General features: G+C 68.4%; 18 protein-coding genes. 10 read left to right on the forward strand and 8 right to left on the reverse strand.

The genetic code is table 11. The annotated features are described in order from the left end of the window. Positions 1-111: 111 nt before the first annotated feature. Positions 112-576 (forward strand): MarR family winged helix-turn-helix transcriptional regulator, encoded by a 465-nt coding sequence (locus ACZ6A9_RS09090; protein ID WP_468981217.1) that lies wholly within the window; start codon positions 112-114, stop codon positions 574-576. A gap of 9 nt (positions 577-585) precedes the next feature. Then, positions 586-1,038 (forward strand): GNAT family N-acetyltransferase, encoded by a 453-nt coding sequence (locus ACZ6A9_RS09095; RefSeq protein ID WP_468981224.1) that lies wholly within the window; start codon positions 586-588, stop codon positions 1,036-1,038. Between the two features lie 60 nt (positions 1,039-1,098). On the opposite strand, the gene ACZ6A9_RS09100 is transcribed toward ACZ6A9_RS09095, so the two are convergent. Beyond that, entirely contained in the window at positions 1,099-2,481 is a 1,383-nt protein-coding gene (locus tag ACZ6A9_RS09100) for a serine hydrolase domain-containing protein (RefSeq protein ID WP_468981229.1), read from the reverse strand. Between the two features lie 237 nt (positions 2,482-2,718). Here ACZ6A9_RS09100 and ACZ6A9_RS09105 point away from each other — a divergent pair, with 237 nt between their 5' ends. Next, a complete protein-coding gene (locus ACZ6A9_RS09105; protein ID WP_468981233.1) occupies positions 2,719-3,285 on the forward strand; it encodes a dihydrofolate reductase family protein in 567 nt (188 codons plus the stop codon). Between the two features lie 29 nt (positions 3,286-3,314). Here ACZ6A9_RS09105 and dnaB read toward each other — a convergent pair whose 3' ends face one another. Beyond that, complete coding sequence (gene dnaB / locus ACZ6A9_RS09110) at positions 3,315-4,793, reverse strand: replicative DNA helicase (RefSeq protein ID WP_468981238.1); 1,479 nt, start codon at positions 4,791-4,793, stop codon at positions 3,315-3,317. Positions 4,794-5,252: 459 nt separating this feature from the next. Between dnaB and ACZ6A9_RS09115 the strand changes: the two genes are divergently transcribed. Then, positions 5,253-6,590, forward strand: coding sequence for an MATE family efflux transporter (locus ACZ6A9_RS09115; protein WP_468981244.1), 1,338 nt, complete (start codon positions 5,253-5,255; stop codon positions 6,588-6,590). An 84-nt stretch (positions 6,591-6,674) separates the two neighbouring features. Here the strand turns inward: ACZ6A9_RS09115 and rplI are convergent, their stop codons facing one another. The 4 genes from rplI to rpsF all read right to left on the reverse strand — a co-directional run bounded on the left by rplI (position 6,675) and on the right by rpsF (position 8,383). After that, entirely contained in the window at positions 6,675-7,121 is a 447-nt protein-coding gene (gene rplI, locus ACZ6A9_RS09120) for a 50S ribosomal protein L9 (RefSeq protein WP_468981249.1), read from the reverse strand. An 18-nt stretch (positions 7,122-7,139) separates the two neighbouring features. Next, positions 7,140-7,376, reverse strand: a complete 237-nt coding sequence (gene rpsR / locus ACZ6A9_RS09125; RefSeq protein ID WP_003949403.1) for a 30S ribosomal protein S18 — start codon at positions 7,374-7,376, stop codon at positions 7,140-7,142. Positions 7,377-7,418: 42 nt separating this feature from the next. Continuing rightward, a complete protein-coding gene (locus tag ACZ6A9_RS09130; protein WP_468981256.1) occupies positions 7,419-8,015 on the reverse strand; it encodes a single-stranded DNA-binding protein in 597 nt (198 codons plus the stop codon). A gap of 77 nt (positions 8,016-8,092) precedes the next feature. Then, positions 8,093-8,383: a 30S ribosomal protein S6 gene (gene rpsF / locus ACZ6A9_RS09135; protein WP_019324683.1), complete on the reverse strand. Its 291-nt coding sequence runs from the start codon at positions 8,381-8,383 to the stop codon at positions 8,093-8,095. A 314-nt stretch (positions 8,384-8,697) separates the two neighbouring features. Here rpsF and ACZ6A9_RS09140 point away from each other — a divergent pair, with 314 nt between their 5' ends. The 3 genes from ACZ6A9_RS09140 to ACZ6A9_RS09150 all read left to right on the forward strand — a co-directional run bounded on the left by ACZ6A9_RS09140 (position 8,698) and on the right by ACZ6A9_RS09150 (position 11,430). Beyond that, on the forward strand, positions 8,698-9,012 hold the full coding sequence (locus ACZ6A9_RS09140; RefSeq protein WP_468981261.1) for a hypothetical protein: 315 nt from the start codon (positions 8,698-8,700) through the stop codon (positions 9,010-9,012). 163 nt (positions 9,013-9,175) lie between these two features. Next, the gene (femX, locus tag ACZ6A9_RS09145) at positions 9,176-10,297 is read left to right on the forward strand and encodes a peptidoglycan bridge formation glycyltransferase FemX (protein ID WP_190096168.1); all 1,122 of its coding nucleotides are present in this window, start codon (positions 9,176-9,178) and stop codon (positions 10,295-10,297) included. Positions 10,298-10,398: 101 nt separating this feature from the next. After that, a complete protein-coding gene (locus ACZ6A9_RS09150; RefSeq protein ID WP_190096169.1) occupies positions 10,399-11,430 on the forward strand; it encodes an alanine racemase in 1,032 nt (343 codons plus the stop codon). Positions 11,431-11,508: 78 nt separating this feature from the next. Here the strand turns inward: ACZ6A9_RS09150 and ACZ6A9_RS09155 are convergent, their stop codons facing one another. Next, positions 11,509-13,017, reverse strand: coding sequence for a glycosyltransferase family 87 protein (locus tag ACZ6A9_RS09155; protein ID WP_468982880.1), 1,509 nt, complete (start codon positions 13,015-13,017; stop codon positions 11,509-11,511). Positions 13,018-13,116: 99 nt separating this feature from the next. Beyond that, on the reverse strand, positions 13,117-15,729 hold the full coding sequence (locus ACZ6A9_RS09160; RefSeq protein ID WP_468981273.1) for a transglycosylase domain-containing protein: 2,613 nt from the start codon (positions 15,727-15,729) through the stop codon (positions 13,117-13,119). 396 nt (positions 15,730-16,125) lie between these two features. Between ACZ6A9_RS09160 and ACZ6A9_RS09165 the strand changes: the two genes are divergently transcribed. The 3 genes from ACZ6A9_RS09165 (at position 16,126) to ACZ6A9_RS09175 (ending at position 19,276) form a co-directional block, all read left to right on the forward strand. Further along, complete coding sequence (locus tag ACZ6A9_RS09165; RefSeq protein ID WP_228966319.1) at positions 16,126-16,809, forward strand: PadR family transcriptional regulator; 684 nt, start codon at positions 16,126-16,128, stop codon at positions 16,807-16,809. Between the two features lie 43 nt (positions 16,810-16,852). After that, positions 16,853-17,935 carry an inositol-3-phosphate synthase gene (locus ACZ6A9_RS09170; protein WP_468981279.1) on the forward strand — a complete coding sequence of 361 codons (1,083 nt, stop codon included), beginning with the start codon at positions 16,853-16,855 and terminating at the stop codon, positions 17,933-17,935. A 78-nt stretch (positions 17,936-18,013) separates the two neighbouring features. Further along, positions 18,014-19,276, forward strand: a complete 1,263-nt coding sequence (locus ACZ6A9_RS09175; protein WP_468981281.1) for an MFS transporter — start codon at positions 18,014-18,016, stop codon at positions 19,274-19,276. Positions 19,277-19,379: the final 103 nt, after the last annotated feature.

Here is a 19,379-nt window from a genome sequence, read left to right on the forward strand (position 1 = left end):
GCGTTTTACCTGACTCGACAATAGTTGCATACGCGGGCTACTGGCAAACGACGACTATTGCGAAGGTGTTCTACCCTGGTCCTCAGGAGCCCCTGGACGGAGGAAACGCCCATGACAGCCACGGACCCCGCGCTCACCGCCCTCGCTCAGGGGTGGTGCGCGCTCTCCCTGCTGCACGGGAGGATCGAGGCGCACATCGAACGCGCTCTACAGGCCCGGCACGACCTGAGCGTGCGGGAGTACTCCCTGCTCGACGTGCTGAGCCGCCAGCACGACGACGAGGGCGGCCATCTGCAGATGAAGCAGGTCGCGGACGCAGTCGTGCTCAGCCAGAGCGCCACCACTCGCCTGGTCACCCGGCTCGAGGACCGCGGGCTCCTCGAGCGCTATCTGTGCCCCACCGACCGGCGGGGCATCTACACCAACGTCACCGAGGCCGGTCTCGAGCTGCTGGAGCAGGCCCGGCCGACCAATGACACCGCCCTGCGCGAGGCCCTCGACGAGGCCGCGAAGAACCCGGAACTGGCCCCTCTGGTCCGGACGGTGGAAACCCTGAAGGTTCCCGTGTCCGCCTAGAGTTCACCCATGGGAGATCTTGAGATACGAGCCGCCGTCGCAGGCGACCTTCCCGCGATCGTCGGCATGCTCGCGGACGACCCCCTGGGCGCGCGGCGCGAGTCGCCGGACGACCTCGACCCCTATGTGACCGCTCTGGAGCGGCTCAGCACCGATCCGAACCAGCACCTGGTCGTCGCGGTCCGCGAGGGACGCGTCGTCGGCACGCTGCAACTCACGGTCGTTCCGGGACTGTCCCGCCGCGGCTCCACGAGGTCGATCATCGAAGGGGTCCGCGTCCACACGGACGAGCGCGGCAGCGGTCTGGGCACCCGGCTCATCGAGTGGGCGATCGACACGTCCCGTCAGGAGGGATGCCACCTCGTCCAGTTGACGTCCGACACCACCCGCACCGACGCCCACCGCTTCTACGAGCGGCTCGGCTTCACGGCTTCACACGTGGGTTTCAAGCTGCCGCTGTGACGCGGCGAGGGAGCCGTGTTCCACGTGAAACACGGCTCTCGGATGTGCGGTGACGGAGTACTAGCCGATACCCCGCCACCCATCGGAGTCCACTCCGCCCGGCACCGGCGCCCCCTCCTCGTACGGCTGACGCGTGAACACGAACGAGCCGAGGTCGAGATGGCTCACCGCCCCGTCCGCCCGTCGTACGGGCTCCAGGAGCTCGCCGGCGTAGTACCCCTCCAGGCCCGTCCACGTCCCGTCTCCGTTCGCACGGAAACGCGAGCGCCGGCCCCTCCCCGACAGCGGCTCCAGGGAGACGAGACCGTCGGCGGTGAGCCGCAGAGCGAAGGCGTACGTGCCCCAGTACCACTGGCCCACCAGCTCCAGCGACGCGGGATCCGCCTCCCGCACCGGCTTCCAGGGGGCAGGAATGCGCGGTTCCGCCTCGGCGACGATCCCGACCAGGTCGGCGGCGACCGTGAACGGTGCGGGACCGGACGTGCAGTTGGCGAGCACGACCGCGCTCACATCGTCCGCCAGGCTGATCGTGAGGCAGGCGAGGAAGCCCGGGAGTGATCCGGTGTGCCCGACCAGAGCCCGTCCGTTCTGGTGACGGAGCTCCAGGCCCAGGCAGTACGCGTAGCCGTCAGCCACGTCCGCCGCCTCCGCCGGAGCCGTCGGCGTCCTCATCTCCCGCAGCGACTCCGCGCTCAGCACCTTCTCGTCCCCCCGGATCAGGAAGGCCGCGAAGCGCGCCAAGTCTCCTGTTGTGGACCACAGTTGACCGGCCGGGGCCATCAGCCCGAGGTCCTCCAGAGGCTCGGGCAGCATCACATCCGCCCAGGGATGCACCGCCCAGCCACCCGCGTGCGGCGCCACCGGACCCGTGCTCGTACGGTCCAGGCCCAGCGGTTCGAGCACCTCCCGCCGCAGAACGTCCTCCCAGCGGGCGCCCCGGAGCTTCTCGACCAGGGCGCCGAGCAACGCGTAGCCGGGGTTCGAGTAGTGGAAGCGCCGGCCCTTGGGGTGCACCAGCGGCCGCGACCCCAGCACCTCGTCGAGGCCAGCCCGCAGCGACCCGGGGGTCCGCTCCCACCAAGGACCCGGCGTTTCCGCGGCCAGCCCGCCGCTGTGCGAAAGCAGCTCGGCGACGGTCGCCTCGCCCACACCCGTCCCCGGCAGGTGCTTCTCCAACGGGTCGGCCAGATCCAGCACGCCCTCGTCGCGCAGCCGCAGCACCAGAACGGCCGTGAACGTCTTGGTGATCGATCCGATCCGGTACTGCACGTCGTCCGGGGCATGCCCCTCCACCGAGGTCCGTGCCCCGGTCCACACCGTCCTCCCGCCCCGCACCACGGCCGCGACCAGCGAAGGCGTCCGCCCTTCACTCTGCGCCACGGCGATCCGGTGCAGCAGCGCACGCCGTGTTCCGGGCAGCAGTTCTTCGTCAGAGATCGTCATGCCTCCAGTCCAGCACGGCCGGTGGTCGGGACACGGTGACATCGGGGGGTCTCACCGCTCGTGACCTGTCGATCCCGGGTGACTCCAGCGAGGGCACGGCCGCTAGCCCGTGTCGGCCGCATACACCGCGCTGAGTCTGAGCGCACGAGAACCACCGGCGGGCCGAGACCGCGCACCGATGAGTTTCCCGCACCACGCTGGTCTACACGCCGGACACCTACGGACAGAAGGCTGACCATGCGGAAACTGATCTACGGCATGAACCTGAGTCTGGACGGCTACATCGCCGCGGCCGGCGACGACATCGGCTGGAGCGGACCCCCGAGCGACGAGCTGTTCCAGTGGTGGCTCGACCACGAGCGGGCGTGTGGCCTGTCGCTGTACGGGCGCAAGCTGTGGGAGACGATGAGCTCCTACTGGCCGACCGGCGACCAGCAGCCCGACGCCACCCCGGCGCAGATCGAGTACGCGCGGAACTGGCGGGACACGCCGAAGGTGGTGTTCTCCTCGACGATCGACACGGTCGACTGGAACACCCGCCTGGTCACCGGCGACGCGATCGCCGAGATCACCCGGCTCAAGGCCGAGGACGGCGGCCCCCTGCACATCGGCGGCGCGACGCTCGCCGGGGCAGCCATGCGCGCCGGACTGATCGACGAGTACGTCATCGCCACCCATCCGGTCCTGGTGGGCGGCGGCACGCCGTTCTTCACCGCGGTGGACAGCTGGGTGAACCTGCACCTGGTGGAGACGCGGACGTTTCCCGGCGACGTGGCCCTGACCAGGTACGAGACGAGGCGCTGAGCGGCTTCCCGAGCCCTGACGACGGCCGGTCAGGTCTGCGCCATGTCCACGAAGCGTGAGTAGTGCCCCTGGAAGGCGACCGTGATCGTCGCCGTCGGACCGTTTCGGTGCTTCGCCACGATCAGGTCCGCCTCGCCGGCGCGCGGGGACTCCTTCTCATAGGCGTCCTCACGGTGCAGCAGGATGACCATGTCGGCGTCCTGCTCGATGGAACCGGACTCACGCAGGTCGGAGACCATCGGCTTCTTGTCGGTGCGCTGCTCCGGACCACGGTTGAGCTGGGAGAGCGCGATCACCGGGATCTCCAGCTCCTTGGCGAGCAGCTTGAGGTTACGGGACATGTCCGAGACCTCCTGCTGACGGCTCTCGGACCGCTTGGAACCGCCGGCCTGCATCAGCTGGAGGTAGTCGATGACGACGAGCTTCAGGTCGTTGCGCTGCTTCAGGCGACGGCACTTGGCACGGATCTCCATCATCGACAGGTTCGGCGAGTCGTCGATGTAGAGCGGCGCCGCGGACACATCCGGCATGCGGCGCGCCAGGCGCGTCCAGTCCTCGTCGGTCATCGTGCCGGAACGCATGTGGTGCAGCGCGACGCGTGCCTCGGCCGAGAGCAGGCGCATCGCGATCTCGTTGCGCCCCATCTCCAGCGAGAAGATGACGCTGGGCAGGTTGTTCTTGATGGACGCGGCCCGGGCGAAGTCCAGGGCGAGGGTCGACTTGCCCATCGCGGGACGCGCGGCGATGACGATCATCTGCCCGGGGTGCAGGCCGTTGGTGAGCGAGTCGAAGTCGGTGAACCCGGTGGGTACCCCGGTCATCTCACCGCTGCGCGAGCCGATCGCCTCGATCTCGTCGAGTGCGCCCTCCATGATGTCACCGAGCGGCAGGTAGTCCTCGCTGGTGCGCTGCTCGGTGACGGCGTAGATCTCCGCCTGGGCACGGTTGACGATCTCGTCCACGTCGTCGTCGGCGGCGTATCCCATCTGGGTGATGCGCGTCCCCGCCTCGACCAGACGGCGCAGTACAGCGCGCTCGTGCACGATCTCCGCGTAGTACGCCGCGTTCGCCGCCGTGGGGACGGTCTGGACGAGGGTGTGCAGGTACGACGCCCCGCCGACCTTGTTGATCTCGCCGCGCTTGGTCAGCTCCGCGGCGATGGTGATGGGGTCGGCCGGCTCGCCCTTGGCGTAGACGTCCAGGATGGCCGAGTAGACGGTCTCGTGAGCCGGCTTGTAGAAGTCGTGGCCCTTGAGGATCTCGACCACGTCGGCGATGGCGTCCTTGGACAGCAGCATGCCGCCGAGAACGGACTGCTCGGCCACGAGGTCCTGTGGCGGCACCCTCTCGAACGCGGAGCCACCGCCGTCCCATTCACCGGTGTCCCGGCCCCGCTCATGCTGTTCGTTGCGGCCCCTGCCGCGGTCGTCCCGACGGCGGGAGGCGGGCAGACGATCACTGGGACCAGTGTCGGCCCACGGGTCGTCCAAGGGCTCGGAAATGCTCACCGAGCCACCTCCTCCCGTCCGCCGAGCGGACCTCGCCGTGCCTCTCAGTTCTACGGCACGGCACTGACAAATAAGAGGCCCAACTCCGGTTGACGCGCGCCGGTTTTGTGGCGTTTGTGAAACCGGCGGACGGAGCGGGCGCCGGATAACCGTAGGCCCGTCGGCACCGTCAGCCAATCTGGTTATCCACAGGCCATGTGGACGACCGGCCCAGAGCTGTGGAGAACTCCTCGAAACCTGTGCACGAGCCGGTGGACAGCCCTGTGAACAAGCTCGGCGCCGACCTCCACACACGCCTGTGACCTGCTCTTCTGCCGTCCACGGGCTGTGCAGAAGAAAAACTTCCCCGGTCGGATCAAGATCGGTCCCCGGGGTGTACGCAAGCCCACACCCTGAGCCACGAGGTAAGGGTCTGACAAGCTTTGCATCTCTTACCTGTGGACGATTAGATTGGTGCACATGACACAGGCCCCCGCGCGCCCGAAAGCCGTACGCCGTCAGCACGACCGAGAGATCGTCATGCTGGCCGTCCCGGCCTTCGGCGCCCTCGTCGCCGAGCCTCTGTTCGTCATGGCCGACAGCGCGATCGTCGGCCATCTCGGCGCCGCGCAGCTCGCCGGTCTCGGCATCGCCTCGGCCCTCCTCATGACTGCCGTCAGCGTCTTCGTCTTCCTGGCCTACGCCACCACGGCCGCCGTCGCCCGGCGCGTCGGAGCCGGCGACCTGCCCTCGGCCATCCGCCAAGGCATGGACGGCATCTGGCTGGCACTGCTGCTCGGCGCCGCCGTCGTGGCCGTCGTCCTGCCCACGGCGCCTGCCATCGTGGACCTCTTCGGCGCCTCCGAGACAGCGGCACCCTACGCGATCACGTATCTGCGGATCTCCACCCTCGGCATACCGGCGATGCTCGTCGTCCTCGCCGCGACCGGCGTCCTGCGTGGGCTGCAGGACACCAAGACTCCCCTCTACGTCGCCATCGGCGGCTTTGTGGCCAACGGCGTCCTCAATGTCGTACTCGTCTACGGAGCCGGACTCGGCATCGCGGGATCCGCCTGGGGCACGGTCATCGCACAGTGCGGCATGGCCGCGGTCTACCTTGTCGTGGTGGTCCGTGGAGCACGCAGACATGGGGCCTCGCTGCGCCCCGACGCCGCCGGGATCCGTGCCTCCGCCCAGGCGGGCGTCCCGCTGCTGGTACGCACTCTTTCCCTCCGGGCCATCCTGATGATCGCGACAGCCGTCGCCGCCCGTCTGGGCGACTCGGACATCGCGGCTCACCAGATCATCCTCTCCCTGTGGAGTTTGCTCGCCTTCGCCCTGGACGCCATCGCCATCGCCGGACAGGCCATCATCGGCCGCTACCTGGGGGCCGGTGACGCCCAGGGCGCCCGTGATGTGTGCCGACGCATGGTCCAGTGGGGCATCGCCGCCGGTGTCGTTCTCGGCGTACTGGTGATACTCGCCCGGCCGGTGTTCCTGCCCCTGTTCACCAGCGACGCCACGGTCAAGGACGCGGCACTGCCCGCCCTGGTACTGGTGGCTCTGTCCCAGCCGGTCTGCGGCATCGTCTTCGTCCTGGACGGGGTGCTGATGGGTGCGGGCGACGGGCCGTATCTCGCCTGGGCCATGCTGGTGACCCTCGCCGTGTTCACTCCGGCGGCGCTTCTGGTCCCCGCACTCGGGGGCGGGCTCACCGCTCTGTGGGCCACGATGACCCTCATGATGACCGTGCGCTTGCTGACCCTGTGGTTCCGCACCCGTTCGGGCCGCTGGATCGTCACGGGCGCGGCCCGCTGACCGTTTCACGTGAAACACAGCCATGGGGGCCGCACCCCGAAGGGTGCGGCCCCCATGGGCTCACTGTGTCAGCGAGCTCGGCACTCAGCCGGCGACGACCTCGATGTTGACCTTGGCGTCAACCTCGGGGTGCAGACGCACGGACGTCTCGTGGGCGCCCAGCGTCTTGATCGGCGCGCCCAGCTCGATGCGGCGCTTGTCGACCTCGGGACCACCGGCAGCCTTGATCGCCGAAGCGACGTCGGCCGGCGTGACGGAACCGAAGAGACGACCGGCGTCGCCGGAGCGGACGGCCAGGCGGACCTTGACGCCCTCGAGCTGGGCCTTCACCTGGTTGGCCTGCTCGATGGTCTGGATCTCGTGGATCTTGCGAGCACGACGGATCTGCTCGACGTCCTTCTCGCCACCCTTGGTCCAGCGGATCGCGAGCTTCCGCGGAACCAGGTAGTTGCGAGCGTAGCCGTCCTTGACGTCGACGACGTCGCCCGCGGCACCGAGGCCGGAGACCTCGTGGGTGAGGATGATCTTCATGAGTCGGTCACCCTTCCCTTATCGCGCGGTGGAGGTGTAGGGCAGCAGCGCCATCTCACGGCTGTTCTTGACGGCCGTGGCGACGTCACGCTGGTGCTGCGTGCAGTTGCCGGTCACGCGGCGGGCACGGATCTTGCCGCGGTCGGAAATGAACTTCCGCAGCATGTTCGTGTCCTTGTAGTCCACGTACGTGACCTTGTCCTTGCAGAATGCGCAGACCTTCTTCTTAGGCTTGCGCACAGGCGGCTTCGCCATGGTGTTTCTCCTGTGTGATCAAGAAGTGTGGGTACGGCCCGCCTAGAAGGGGGGCTCGTCCGAGTAGCCGCCGCCCTGCTGGCCGCCGCCGGAGCCACCGCCCCAGCCGCCGCCACCGCCCTGCTGGCCACCGGCGGGAGCGCCGGTCGCCCACGGGTCGTCGGCCGGAGCGCCGCCGCCCTGCTGGCCGCCGCCGGGGCCGCTGCCCCAGCCGCCGCCACCCTGGCCGCCACCGCCGCCCTGGCCACCGCCGTACCCGCCCTGGCCACCGCGGCCGGTGGTCTTGGTGACCTTGGCCGTGGCGTTGCGCAGGCTGGCGCCGACTTCCTCGACGTCCAGCTCGTAGACCGTGCGCTTGACGCCCTCACGGTCCTCGTAGGACCGCTGCTTCAGCCGGCCCTGCACGATGACGCGCATGCCTCGCTGGAGCGACTCGGCGACGTTCTCCGCCGCCTGACGCCAGACCGAGCAGGTCAGGAACAGGCTCTCGCCGTCCTTCCACTCGTTCGTCTGGCGGTCGAAGGTGCGGGGGGTCGACGCGACACGGAACTTCGCGACGGCCGCACCGGAAGGGGTGAAGCGCAGCTCGGGGTCGTCGACAAGATTGCCGACGACCGTGATGACGGTCTCGCCTGCCATGGGGGAACCTCTCGGCGGGTTTGCTGCTTGGCTGCTTGTGCTGCTACTCGGATCCCGGGATCAGCTGAGCGGAAGGCTCAGTGGGTCTCGGGACGGAGGACCTTGGTCCGGAGGACCGACTCGTTCAGGTTCATCTGGCGGTCGAGCTCCTTGACGACCGCAGGCTCGGCCTGCAGGTCGATGACCGAGTAGATGCCCTCGGGCTTCTTCTTGATCTCGTACGAGAGACGACGACGGCCCCAGGTGTCGACCTTCTCGACCTTTCCGCCGCCGTCACGGACGACAGAGAGGAAGTTCTCGATCAGCGGGGAGACAGAACGCTCCTCGAGATCGGGGTCGAGGATGACCATCACCTCGTAGTGACGCATGTGGAACCCACCTCCTTTGGACTCAGCGGCCACGGTCGTTCCGTGGCAGGAGGGTCGTGATGCGTTGCGCAACGATGCCTGTCAGTAGAACAGTCGCCACTGACAATCGAGCCGGGCGGCGGTTTCCGGACCGGCCGGGAGGAGCGTGGCCCTTCCCAGCCGCCGTCCGGACCTGTCCGGACAGACACCGGTGCAGACGCTACAGAGTACCCGCACAGCGCCTTCCGGTTGAAATCCGGGCGCGAGGACCGTCAATCTGTACACATCGGGTGTGTACGGCGCTACGATCCGCCGCCTTTCGCAGGAGGTGCCCCATGGCACAGGTATTGCGACCCAACACCGCCGGAGGCCTTTTCGCCACCGACGGCAAGCCCCACCCCCTCCAGGACACCCTGCTCGCGGTGACCCTGGTGCTGGGGATCACGTCCTTCATCACGGCGATGTTCCACCACCTGCACCTGGTCAGTTCCTGGACCGGCCTGGTGGGCATCCTCACCGGCGCGTACGGCCAGTGGATCTCGGTGACGACGCGAGGGCGCTTCGGCCTCATCCTGGGCCTGGGTGCCTCGGCTGTCGGGTTCTTCCTGGGCATGGCACACGGTGGTCTCTTCGGCGGCGTCGTCGACTGACACCGGGCACCACCCCTCGTGAACACCGCCGACCGCCCCGGCCGGCCACGGGCCGGGGCGAAGGTGCCGTGCGCCCAACCGGGGCCCCGAGGCGCAGTAGGCTTCGCGCGAGAGCCGGAGCCCCTGAACCCATGGGGACACACCAGCCCGAGGAGCGCCCCGAATGAGCCTGACCCTGAGGACCATCAGCCGAGAGCAGCATCTGGCGTACATCCAGAGCCTGCCGTCGGCGAGTCACATGCAGGTCCCGGCCTGGGCCGATGTCAAGGCGGAGTGGCGCTCGGAGAACCTCGGCTGGTTCGACGACCGGACCGGTGAGATGGTCGGCGCCGGCCTCGTCCTCTACCGCCAGCTCCCCAAGATCAAGCGCTACCTCGCCTACCTGCCCGAGGGCCCGGTCATCAACTGGTTCGCGCCGAACCTCCAGGAGTGGATGGAGCCGATGCTCGCGCACCTGAAGCAGCAGGGCGCGTTCTCGGTGAAGATGGGTCCGCCGGTGATCATTCGCCGCTGGGAGGCCCCGACGATCAAGAAGGGCATCCAGGACCAGGACGTGAAGCGTCTGCGCGACCTGGAGGCCGACTTCATCGAGCCGCGTGCTTTCGAGGTCGCCGACAAGCTGCGCCGCATGGGCTGGCAGCAGGGCGAGGACGGCGGTGCCGGCTTCGGTGACGTCCAGCCCCGCTACGTCTACCAGGTACCGCTGGCCAACCGGTCCCTGGAAGAGGTCCACAAGAACTTCAACCAGCTGTGGCGCCGCAACATCAAGAAGGCGGAGAAGGCCGGCGTCGAGGTCGTCCAGGGCGGCTACGACGACCTGCCCGAGTGGCAACGGCTGTACGAGATCACGGCGGTGCGCGATCACTTCCGGCCCCGCCCGCTGTCGTACTTCCAGCGCATGTGGACGGCCCTCAACACCGAGGACCCCAACCGCATGCGGCTGTACTTCGCCCGCCACAACGGCGTGAACCTCTCCGCGGCGACGATGCTGATCGTCGGCGGGCACGTCTGGTACTCCTACGGTGCCTCCGACAACATCGGCCGTGAGGTCCGGCCTTCGAACGCGATGCAGTGGCGGATGCTGCGCGACGCCTACGCGCTCGGCGCCACCGTCTACGACCTGCGCGGCATCTCCGACTCGCTGGACGAGACCGACCACCTCTTCGGGCTGATCCAGTTCAAGGTGGGCACCGGCGGCCAGGCCGCCGAGTACCTCGGCGAGTGGGACTTCCCCCTGAACAAGCTGCTCCACAAGGCGCTCGACATCTACATGTCGCGCCGCTGACCGGCTCTTCGTCACGGTCTTCGTCTTCGTGGCCCCGACGGCTGCGTTGGCTCCCCTACTTTTGATACACCGCAGCCACGAGAAAGGTTCCAGGTCCGGCCATGGCGCTCACGCTCTACGTCGACACCGCGCGCTGGCGGGCGCATCACAAGCACGTGCAGGAGCAGTTCCCGGGACTGGTCCCGGTCTGCAAGGGCAACGGCTACGGCTTCGGCCACGAGCGCCTCGCCGAGGAGGCCACCCGGCTGGGCTCGGACGTCCTCGCCGTCGGCACGACGTACGAGGCGGCCCGGATCAAGGACTGGTTCGGCGGTGACCTGCTGGTGCTGACGCCGTACCGGCGGGGTGAGGAGCCGGTGCCGCTGCCGGACCGGGTCATCCGCTCGGTGTCCTCGGTCGACGGCGTGTACGGCCTGGTCGGTGCCCGTGTCGTCATCGAGGTGATGTCCTCGATGAAGCGGCACGGCATCAGCGAGCAGGACCTGCCCCAGCTGCACTCCGCGATAGAGAACGTGCGGCTGGAGGGCTTCGCCATCCACCTGCCGCTGGACCGCACGGACGGTTCGGACGCCGTCGAGGAGGTCATCGGCTGGATGGACCGCCTGCGGGCGGCCCGCCTCCCCCTGCACACGATGTTCGTGAGCCACCTCAAGGCCGACGAACTCGCCCGGTTGCAGCAGCAGTTCCCGCAGACCCGCTTCCGCGCCCGGATCGGTACCCGGCTGTGGCTGGGCGACCACGAGGCGACCGAGTACCGGGGTGCGGTCCTGGACGTCACGCGCGTCGCCAAGGGGGACCGGTTCGGGTACCGGCAGCAGAAGGCCGCCTCCGACGGCTACCTGGTGGTCGTGGCGGGTGGTACGTCGCACGGCGTGGGCCTGGAGGCCCCCAAGGCACTGCACGGCGTCATGCCGCGCGCCAAGGGCGTCGCCCGGGCCGGCCTCGCCACGGTCAACCGGAACCTCTCGCCGTTCGTCTGGGGCGGCAAGCAGCGTTGGTTCGCCGAGCCGCCGCACATGCAGGTGTCGATCCTGTTCGTGCCGTCCGACGCACCGGAACCGACGGTGGGTGAGGAGCTGGTGGCTCATCTCCGGCACACCACCACGCAGTTCGACCGGCTCGTCGACCGCTGACTGCGAGAAGGCCGGGCACGGATCCTCCGTGCCCGGCCTTCGTCGTGCTCTGCCCGGACACACCCTCGAGCTGTTCGCTCAGAGCGAACCTCCGGTGGCTCCCGTCCTGCCCCATTCCACCCGGGGCCCTTCGAAGTGGGCCGCGTGCCGCGCGGGACGGTGCGCTGGGCCGAACACGAAGACGTCCTCGGCACCGTCGAGCACACCGCCCGAAGGATCGTCGTCACCGGACCGGCGCACCGGATCCTTCTCCGGCATCAGGATGTCGCGCACGACCATGACACACAGGTAGAGCGTCCCGAGCAGGTGGATACCGATGGCCCAGTGGTAGCCGTCGGCGGGCAGGCCCTTGTGGCTGTCGCCGCTGGTCGTGTACGCGAGGTACATCCAGATGCCCAGGAAGTACGCCACCTCGCAGGCCTGCCAGACGAGGAAGTCACGCCACTTCGGCCGGGCGAGAGCCGCCAGCGGCACCAGCCACAGGACGTACTGCGGCGAGTACACCTTGTTGGTGAGGATGAACGCCGCGACGATCAGGAAAGCCAGCTGCGCGAAGCGTGGCCGGCGGGGTGCCATGAGGGCGAGGGCCGCGACACCTCCGCAGCACAGCAGCATCAGCAGTGTGGCCAGCGTGTTGACCGTCTCCGTGCTCAGTGGATCGTCCGAGTTCTGCGCCATGATCAGCCAGAAGGACCCGAAGTCGACACCTCGTTCCTGGCTGAAGGTGTAGAACTTCGACCACCCGTCGAAGGCGAAGAGCATCACGGGCCCGTTCACGACGAGCCAGGCGACCGCAGCGCCGGCGAGGGCCGTGCCGTACTGCCGCCATCGGCCCGCGCGCCAGCACAGCACCAGCAGCGGCCCGAGCAACAGCACGGGGTAGAGCTTGGCGGCCGTGGCGAGCCCCAGGAGGAGGCCGAACGCGAGGGACCGCCCTCGCGACCACATCAGCATCGCGGCGGCGGTCAGCGCGACCGCCAGGAGGTCCCAGTTGATGGTCGCGGTCAGCGCGAAGGCAGGAGCCAGTGCGACCAGCAGACCGTCCCACGGGCGCCGGGCGTGCGTGCGGGTGACGCAGACGGCGATGACGGCCGCGCAGGCCATGAGCATTCCGGCATTGACCATCCAGTACCACTGCTCCTGGACCTGGATACTGCCGCTGCCGGGGGTGAGCCAGGCTGCGACCTCCATGAACACGCCGGTCAGCACCGGGTACTCGAGGTACTGCATGTCGCCCGGGAGCCGGTCGAAGTACGGCACCAGTCCGTCGGCGAAGCCGCGCCCCTGGTAGAGGTGGGGGATGTCCGAGTAGCAGGCATGCGTGTACTGGGAGCTGGCACCGAAGAACCAACCGCCGTTGTAGCAGGGCGCTTTCTGCACGAGGCCGAGGGCGAACATGCCGATCGCCACGAGCGCGATCACCCGTACCGGGGTCCACCAGGACCCGCCGGGCAGGACGCGTCGGCCGAGCGGCCCGCCGATCAGCTCACTGCCTGCCGCGGCGACCCGGTCCTCCTCGGTCGGCCGCACGGGCTCCGGCTCGTGGACGCTCGCTCGCGTCGATTCTCCACTGGGCATGCCGCACATCCTGCCGTACCCGGAGGGGGATACGCCGAGGGCCGCCGTACCCGGTGGGTCCGGCGGCCCGTGTTTCACGTGAAACACCCAAGCCGGGCGATAGCGGAACTAGCCGAAGAGACCGCCGCCTCCGTTGCCGCCTCCTCTGCTGCTACCGGGCTCACCACTCTCCGTGGGCTCCGGTGAGGAGGAGGCCCCTCCGTCCGTGCCACCGGTGTCCGTGCCGCCCGGGCCGGTTCCGCCGGTCTCCTCTTCGTCGTCCCTGCAACGGAAGTCGAAGGGGCCGCACGTCTCCGTCTGCGTGGGCTGCGGCGGAGCGGTGGTCTCGGACTTCGTGGGCGACGGAGACGCCGAAGGAGACGCCTCCTCGGTCTGCGTGGCGCTCGGGGTCGGAGTCGGCGCGCCGAGCCCGTCCGCGATCTCCCCGATCTTCTCCGCCGCGGGGAAGCCGGGGTCGGGTTCGCCCTTCAGCGCGACCTTCATGAACTCGGTCCACACCTCCGTGGGGATGTCACCACCGTGGATCGAGTCCTTGCCCGCCGTGCCGTTCATGGAGAGGAGCTTGTGGCTCTTGGGATCCTCACGGAACATCGCCACGGAGGTCGAGAGCTGCTTGGTGTACCCCACGAACCAGGCCGACTTGTTCTCGTCGGTCGTACCGGTCTTGCCCGCTGCCGCCCGGCCCAGCTCCTTGGCGTGCTGCGCGGTGCCGTTCTCGATCACGTTCTCGAGCATGTCGGTGATGTTGTTCGCCACGTTCTCGGGCATGGCCTGCTTGATCCGCGGCTTCTCGAAGCCGGGCAGTTCCGTCCCCTTGTGTTTGACGGCGGTCACCGAGTACGGATCGGCCTGCTTCCCCGACGCCGCGAAGGTCGCGTAGGAATCGGCCATGCGGATCGCGCTGGGAGTCGAGGTACCGAGCGCGAACGACGCGTTCAGCCCGGCGAAGCTGTCCTTGAGGATGCCGGACCTCTCGGCGACGTCCGCCACGTTCTTCATCCCCACGTCCATGCCGAGCTGCACGAACGGGGTGTTGACGGACTGCTCCATCGCCTTGCGCAAGGTGATGTAGCCCCACGGGTAAGGGCCCTCGTTCTTCTGGCGGAAGGGCGTGTTGTCCTTCTTGAGAACGAGCGAGCCGTCGTTGTTGCGGACCTCCAGGTTGTCGTCGCCGTTGTACTTGCTCAGCGGCGAGACACCCTCCCCGTCGGTCTTGTAGGTGCCGTGCTGCATCGCGGCGGCCATCACGTACGGCTTCCACGTCGAACCGACGGGGACGCCGGAGGTGTCCGCGTTGTTGTTGAAGTGGCCGTTCTCGAAGCCGGCGCCACCGTAGAGAGCGACGATCGCACCGTCGTTGGGCTTTACGGTCGCCGCACCGAACTGGACGTGCTGGTCCAGTTCGCGCTTCGGGTCGATGTTCTCCTTCTCGACCTTCTTGACGGCCGCGGCCAGCGCTTCGACCTTGTCCCTCTCGAACGTGGTCGAGATCTGGTAGCCGCCCTGGTCGAACTGCGCCTCCGTGATGTCGGAGTTCTTCAGGACGTACCGCTTCGCCGTGTCGACGAGGTAACTGATCTGGCCGGTCATGCCCTTGATCGCCTTGCGGTCCTGAGGCACGGGGTACTTCTTGGTCGCCTCCTGGTACTCGGCGTCCGTGAGGCGCTTGTCGTTGTGCATCTGCTCGAGGATCCAGCTCCAGCGCTCCTCGGAGCGCTTGCGGTTGGCCTCGGCGGTGGCGGACGAGTCGAGGTTCTGGTTGCCGGCGGGGTCGTAGTACGTCGGGCCCTTGAGCAGAGCGGCGAGGAAGGCGCACTCGCTCGGGGTGAGCTCGACGGCGTCCTTGCCGTAGTAGGTCTGGGCGGCTGCCTGGATGCCGTAGGCGCCGCGGCCGTAGTACGAGGTGTTGAGGTACCCCTGGAGGATCTCGCTCTTGGAGAGCTTGGTGCCCACCTTGATCGAGATGAACATCTCCTTGAACTTCCGGGAGACCGTCTGCTCCTGGCTCAGATAGGTGTTCTTCACGAACTGCTGGGTGATCGTCGAACCACCCTGCGTGTCACCGCCCCGCACCATGTTGCCCAGGGCGCGGGCGATGCCCATCGGGTCGACGCCCGAGTCGTCGTAGAAGGTCTTGTTCTCGGCCGAGATCACCGCCCACTGCATGGCCTCGGGGATGCGGTCGATCGTGACGTTCTGCCGGTTCTGGCCGCTGCCCGTGGCCACCATCTGGGTACCGTCGGCCCAGTAGTAGACGTTGTTCTCGGACGTCGCCGCGGCGTGTCCCTCGTCCGGCACGCTCACCATCGCGTACCCGATGCCCGCGACGGCCACCAGGCTTCCGAGGAACGCGATGCACAGGCCGGACACGAGCCTCCAGGACGGCGTCCAGCGGCGCCAGCCGTCCTTGTCGTGGCGCGGATAGTCGATGATCCGCTTCTTGGCGGGAGGGGCCGCACGGCCTCTGCCACGACCGGGGCCGGCGGGGGCCGCTCTCCGGGCCCCGCCACGCTGTGCCGCGCGTCGTGCCTCGACGCGGCTGCCGTGCGTGCGGTCCTCTCCCCCCGAGCCACGGGAACCCGGCCCATAGGAATCGGACGGAGATCCGGTGGCGCCTCGCGGTGCCGCGCGGCGGCCGGAGGACGAGCCGGACTGGCCGCGTCGGGCCGCGGCACGTCCGCCTCCCTGCGGCTGCGGCGGTTTGCGACGGTGCTCGCTCATCGAACGACTACTCCTCGGGCAGGCGCACCTCTGCGCGCCTGGCAACAGCGGCTGGTTTCCGGTCCCCCCGAAGTACGGATGCGGTGCTGTGCGCATTCACCCGTACCGCACCGGGGACCAAGACGCCCCCAGGCGTCACTCGGTTCCCGGCGGTATGCATGGCGCACAGACTACGCACCGCCAAAACCCGCCGAGCACAGAAGTTCACCTCAAATCAGGCAACTTGCTCGCAATGATTCGGTGATGTGATCCCGTTCACCCTCCCTCCTCTTGTCGCATACCGAAGGCCGTTCTATCGTCGTGATGTATCGAGTCGATACATCAGCTCGGCATAAGGACGGTGACGAACCGTCCTCGAGGCCGTCACGGCACGACCGCGGGAGTAGGGAGGCGACGATGAGCCGGCGTTCCGGCATCCTCGAGTTCGCCGTACTCGGCCTGCTCCGCGAATCCCCCATGCACGGCTACGAGCTGCGCAAACGACTCAATACGTCACTGGGTGTGTTCCGTGCGTTCAGCTACGGGACGCTCTACCCCTGCCTCAAGACGCTGGTCGCCAACGGCTGGTTGATCGAGGAACCGGGGCACACCACCGAGGACGCCCTCGCCGCCCCGCTCGCGGGGCGCCGCGCCAAGATCGTCTACCGGTTGACGGCGGAGGGTAAGGAGCACTTCGAGCAGCTGCTCTCCCAGACGGGACCGGACGCGTACGAGGACGAGACCTTCGCCGCGCGGTTCGCCTTCTTCGGGCAGACGTCGCGCGACGTCCGGATGCGCGTGCTCGAGGGCCGCCGCAGCCGGCTGGAGGAACGCCTCGAGAAGATGCGCGCCTCCCTGTCGCGGACCCGGGAGCGCCTCGACGACTACACGCTCGAGCTCCAGCGCCACGGAATGGAGTCCGTGGAGCGCGAAGTGCGCTGGCTGAACGAGCTCATCGAGAGCGAGCGGGCGGGACGGGACCTGAAGGGTTCCGCCACCGGGGGGCCCGCTCAGCAGGACACCACATCTGGAGCGACGGGCGGCCTGCCCCGGCCGGGGGACGACCCCCGGCCGGATCCGCCCGCCGACACCGCCACGTGAGACCCGTTCAGGGCCTCACTCGTACACACAGGGAGCAACCGGAATGGGTTCGGTTCGCGTAGCCATCGTCGGCGTGGGCAACTGCGCCGCATCGCTGGTGCAGGGAGTCGAGTACTACAAGGACGCCGACCCGGCGTCCAAGGTGCCGGGCCTGATGCACGTCCAGTTCGGCGAGTACCACGTCCGCGACGTCGAGTTCGTCGCCGCGTTCGACGTGGACGCCAAGAAGGTCGGCCTCGACCTCGCGGACGCCATCGGCGCCTCCGAGAACAACACCATCAAGATCTGCGACGTCCCCCACACCGGCGTGACGGTGCAGCGCGGCCACACCCTCGACGGTCTCGGTAAGTACTACCGCGAGACCATCGAGGAGTCCGCCGAGGAGCCGGCCGAAGTCGTGCAGGTCCTCAGGGACAAGCAGGTCGATGTCCTCGTCTGCTACCTGCCCGTCGGCTCCGAGGACGCGGCGAAGTTCTACGCCCAGTGCGCCATCGACGCCAAGGTCGCCTTCGTCAACGCCCTTCCCGTCTTCATCGCCGGGACCAAGGAGTGGGCGGACAAGTTCACCGAGGCGGGCGTCCCGATCGTCGGTGACGACATCAAGTCCCAGGTCGGCGCCACCATCACGCACCGCGTCATGGCGAAGCTGTTCGAGGACCGCGGAGTCGTCCTGGACCGCACGATGCAGCTGAACGTCGGCGGCAACATGGACTTCAAGAACATGCTCGAGCGCGACCGCCTCGAGTCCAAGAAGATCTCCAAGACGCAGGCCGTCACCTCGCAGATTCCCGACCGGGAGCTCGGCGAGAAGAACGTCCACATCGGCCCGTCCGACTACGTCGCCTGGCTGGACGACCGCAAGTGGGCCTACGTCCGCCTCGAGGGCCGCGCCTTCGGCGATGTCCCGCTGAACCTGGAGTACAAGCTCGAGGTCTGGGACTCCCCGAACTCCGCCGGTGTCATCATCGACGCCCTGCGCGCCGCGAAGATCGCCAAGGACCGGGGCGTGGGCGGCCCGATCCTGTCGGCGTCCTCGTACTTCATGAAGTCCCCGCCGGTGCAGTACTTCGACGACCAGGCCCGCGAGAACGTCGAGAAGTTCATCAAGGGCGAGGTCGAGCGCTAGGACCTCCCCACTGTGGGCAGTTGAGGGTCTCCGGGTCGTATGGCCCGGAGACCCTCTTCATATGTGAGGCTGTGCCCCATGGCCGTCGTCCGTGACCTGCGCGTTCTGCTGCGTTTCCAGGGCTTCAGGCGCCTGCTCACCGTCCGGCTGCTCTCCCAGGGCGCCGACGGCGTCTTCCAGGTCGCGCTCGCCGCCTATGTGGTCTTCTCGCCGGAGAGACAGACGTCCGCCGCGTCTATCGCCTCGGCGATGGCCGTCCTGCTCCTCCCGTACTCCGTGGTCGGTCCCTTCGCCGGGGTCCTCCTGGACCGCTGGCGTCGCCGCCAGGTGCTTCTGCACGGCAACCTGCTGCGCGCCCTGATGGCGTCGGTGACCGCCCTTCTGGTTCTCGGCGGGGTGCCCGACTGGCTCCTCTTCGCCTCCGCCCTGTGCGTCACCGCCGTCAACCGCTTCGTCCTCGCGGGACTGTCGGCGGCGCTGCCGCGCGTCGTGGACGCCGACCGGCTGGTCGTCGCCAACTCCCTGTCCCCGACCGCCGGCACGCTGGCCGCCACCGCGGGCGGCGGCCTGGCCTTCGTCGTCCGCCTCGTCGTCGCCGACTCCGACGCGGTGGTGGTGCTCGTGGGTGCCGCGCTGTACCTGTGCGCGGCCGGGGCCACCCTGCGCATGGCAAAGGAACTGCTCGGCCCCGAGCGGGCGTGGGCACACCCCCGGCTGACCGCGGCTCTCAGCGGCACCGCCCGTGGGCTGAAGGAGGGCGTCCTCCACCTCACCGCGCCTCCGCGCAGGGAGGCCGCCTGGGCACTCGCGGCGATGTCCCTGATGCGGTTCTGCTACGGCGCCATGCTCGTCCTGCTGCTCATGCTCTGCCGGTACGCCCTGAGCTCGACCACCGACGAGGGACTCGCCCTGCTGGGCCTGGCGTTGGGGGCTTCGGGTGCCGGTTTCTTCGCGGCGGCCGTCATGACACCCTGGGCCGCCGGGCGGCTGGGTCCGGGCCGCTGGATCGTGGTGTGCGCCGCTTCGGCGGCGGTGCTGGTACCCGCGCTGGGGCTGCCGTTCGCCACCGGTCCGCTACTCGCCGGGGCGTTCGTGCTGGGGCTGACCACGCAGGGCGCGAAGATCGCCACTGACACCGTCGTCCAGTCCACGGTCGAGGACGACTACCGCGGCCGGATCTTCTCCCTGTACGACGTCCTGTTCAACGTGGCCTTCGTAGGCGCCGCCGGCGTGGCTGCTCTGATGCTGCCGCCGGACGGCCGATCGGTTCCGCTGGTGGTAACGATCGCCGTGATATACGGAGCAGTAGCTGGCGCTATGGCCCGTTTTGAGCGCCAGTAAGTGTCACATCAGTGCCACATTGCCGTATCCGACTGCCGTGTTGTCAGTGTGGGCCGGTAGCTTACGTGCGTCTTATCAACGCATCTTTTGCGTCACGCACCTA

Source organism: Streptomyces sp. NPDC041124, from assembly GCF_055592385.1.

Excerpts from the sequence above, each read along its gene's own strand:
- ACZ6A9_RS09175 (WP_468981281.1), top strand. The coding sequence starts at position 18,014 with ATGGCCGTCGTCCGTGACCTGCGCGTTCTGCTGCGTTTCCAGGGCTTC.
- ACZ6A9_RS09130 (WP_468981256.1), bottom strand. The coding sequence starts at position 8,015 with ATGGCAGGCGAGACCGTCATCACGGTCGTCGGCAATCTTGTCGACGAC.
- rpsR (WP_003949403.1), bottom strand. The coding sequence starts at position 7,376 with ATGGCGAAGCCGCCTGTGCGCAAGCCTAAGAAGAAGGTCTGCGCATTC.
- ACZ6A9_RS09150 (WP_190096169.1), top strand. The coding sequence starts at position 10,399 with ATGGCGCTCACGCTCTACGTCGACACCGCGCGCTGGCGGGCGCATCAC.
- rpsF (WP_019324683.1), bottom strand. The coding sequence starts at position 8,383 with ATGCGTCACTACGAGGTGATGGTCATCCTCGACCCCGATCTCGAGGAG.
- rplI (WP_468981249.1), bottom strand. The coding sequence starts at position 7,121 with ATGAAGATCATCCTCACCCACGAGGTCTCCGGCCTCGGTGCCGCGGGC.
- ACZ6A9_RS09095 (WP_468981224.1), top strand. The coding sequence starts at position 586 with ATGGGAGATCTTGAGATACGAGCCGCCGTCGCAGGCGACCTTCCCGCG.
- ACZ6A9_RS09160 (WP_468981273.1), bottom strand. The coding sequence starts at position 15,729 with ATGAGCGAGCACCGTCGCAAACCGCCGCAGCCGCAGGGAGGCGGACGT.
- ACZ6A9_RS09100 (WP_468981229.1), bottom strand. The coding sequence starts at position 2,481 with ATGACGATCTCTGACGAAGAACTGCTGCCCGGAACACGGCGTGCGCTG.
- ACZ6A9_RS09105 (WP_468981233.1), top strand. The coding sequence starts at position 2,719 with ATGCGGAAACTGATCTACGGCATGAACCTGAGTCTGGACGGCTACATC.
- ACZ6A9_RS09170 (WP_468981279.1), top strand. The coding sequence starts at position 16,853 with ATGGGTTCGGTTCGCGTAGCCATCGTCGGCGTGGGCAACTGCGCCGCA.
- ACZ6A9_RS09165 (WP_228966319.1), top strand. The coding sequence starts at position 16,126 with ATGAGCCGGCGTTCCGGCATCCTCGAGTTCGCCGTACTCGGCCTGCTC.
- ACZ6A9_RS09155 (WP_468982880.1), bottom strand. The coding sequence starts at position 13,017 with ATGTGCGGCATGCCCAGTGGAGAATCGACGCGAGCGAGCGTCCACGAG.
- femX (WP_190096168.1), top strand. The coding sequence starts at position 9,176 with ATGAGCCTGACCCTGAGGACCATCAGCCGAGAGCAGCATCTGGCGTAC.
- ACZ6A9_RS09140 (WP_468981261.1), top strand. The coding sequence starts at position 8,698 with ATGGCACAGGTATTGCGACCCAACACCGCCGGAGGCCTTTTCGCCACC.
- ACZ6A9_RS09115 (WP_468981244.1), top strand. The coding sequence starts at position 5,253 with ATGACACAGGCCCCCGCGCGCCCGAAAGCCGTACGCCGTCAGCACGAC.
- ACZ6A9_RS09090 (WP_468981217.1), top strand. The coding sequence starts at position 112 with ATGACAGCCACGGACCCCGCGCTCACCGCCCTCGCTCAGGGGTGGTGC.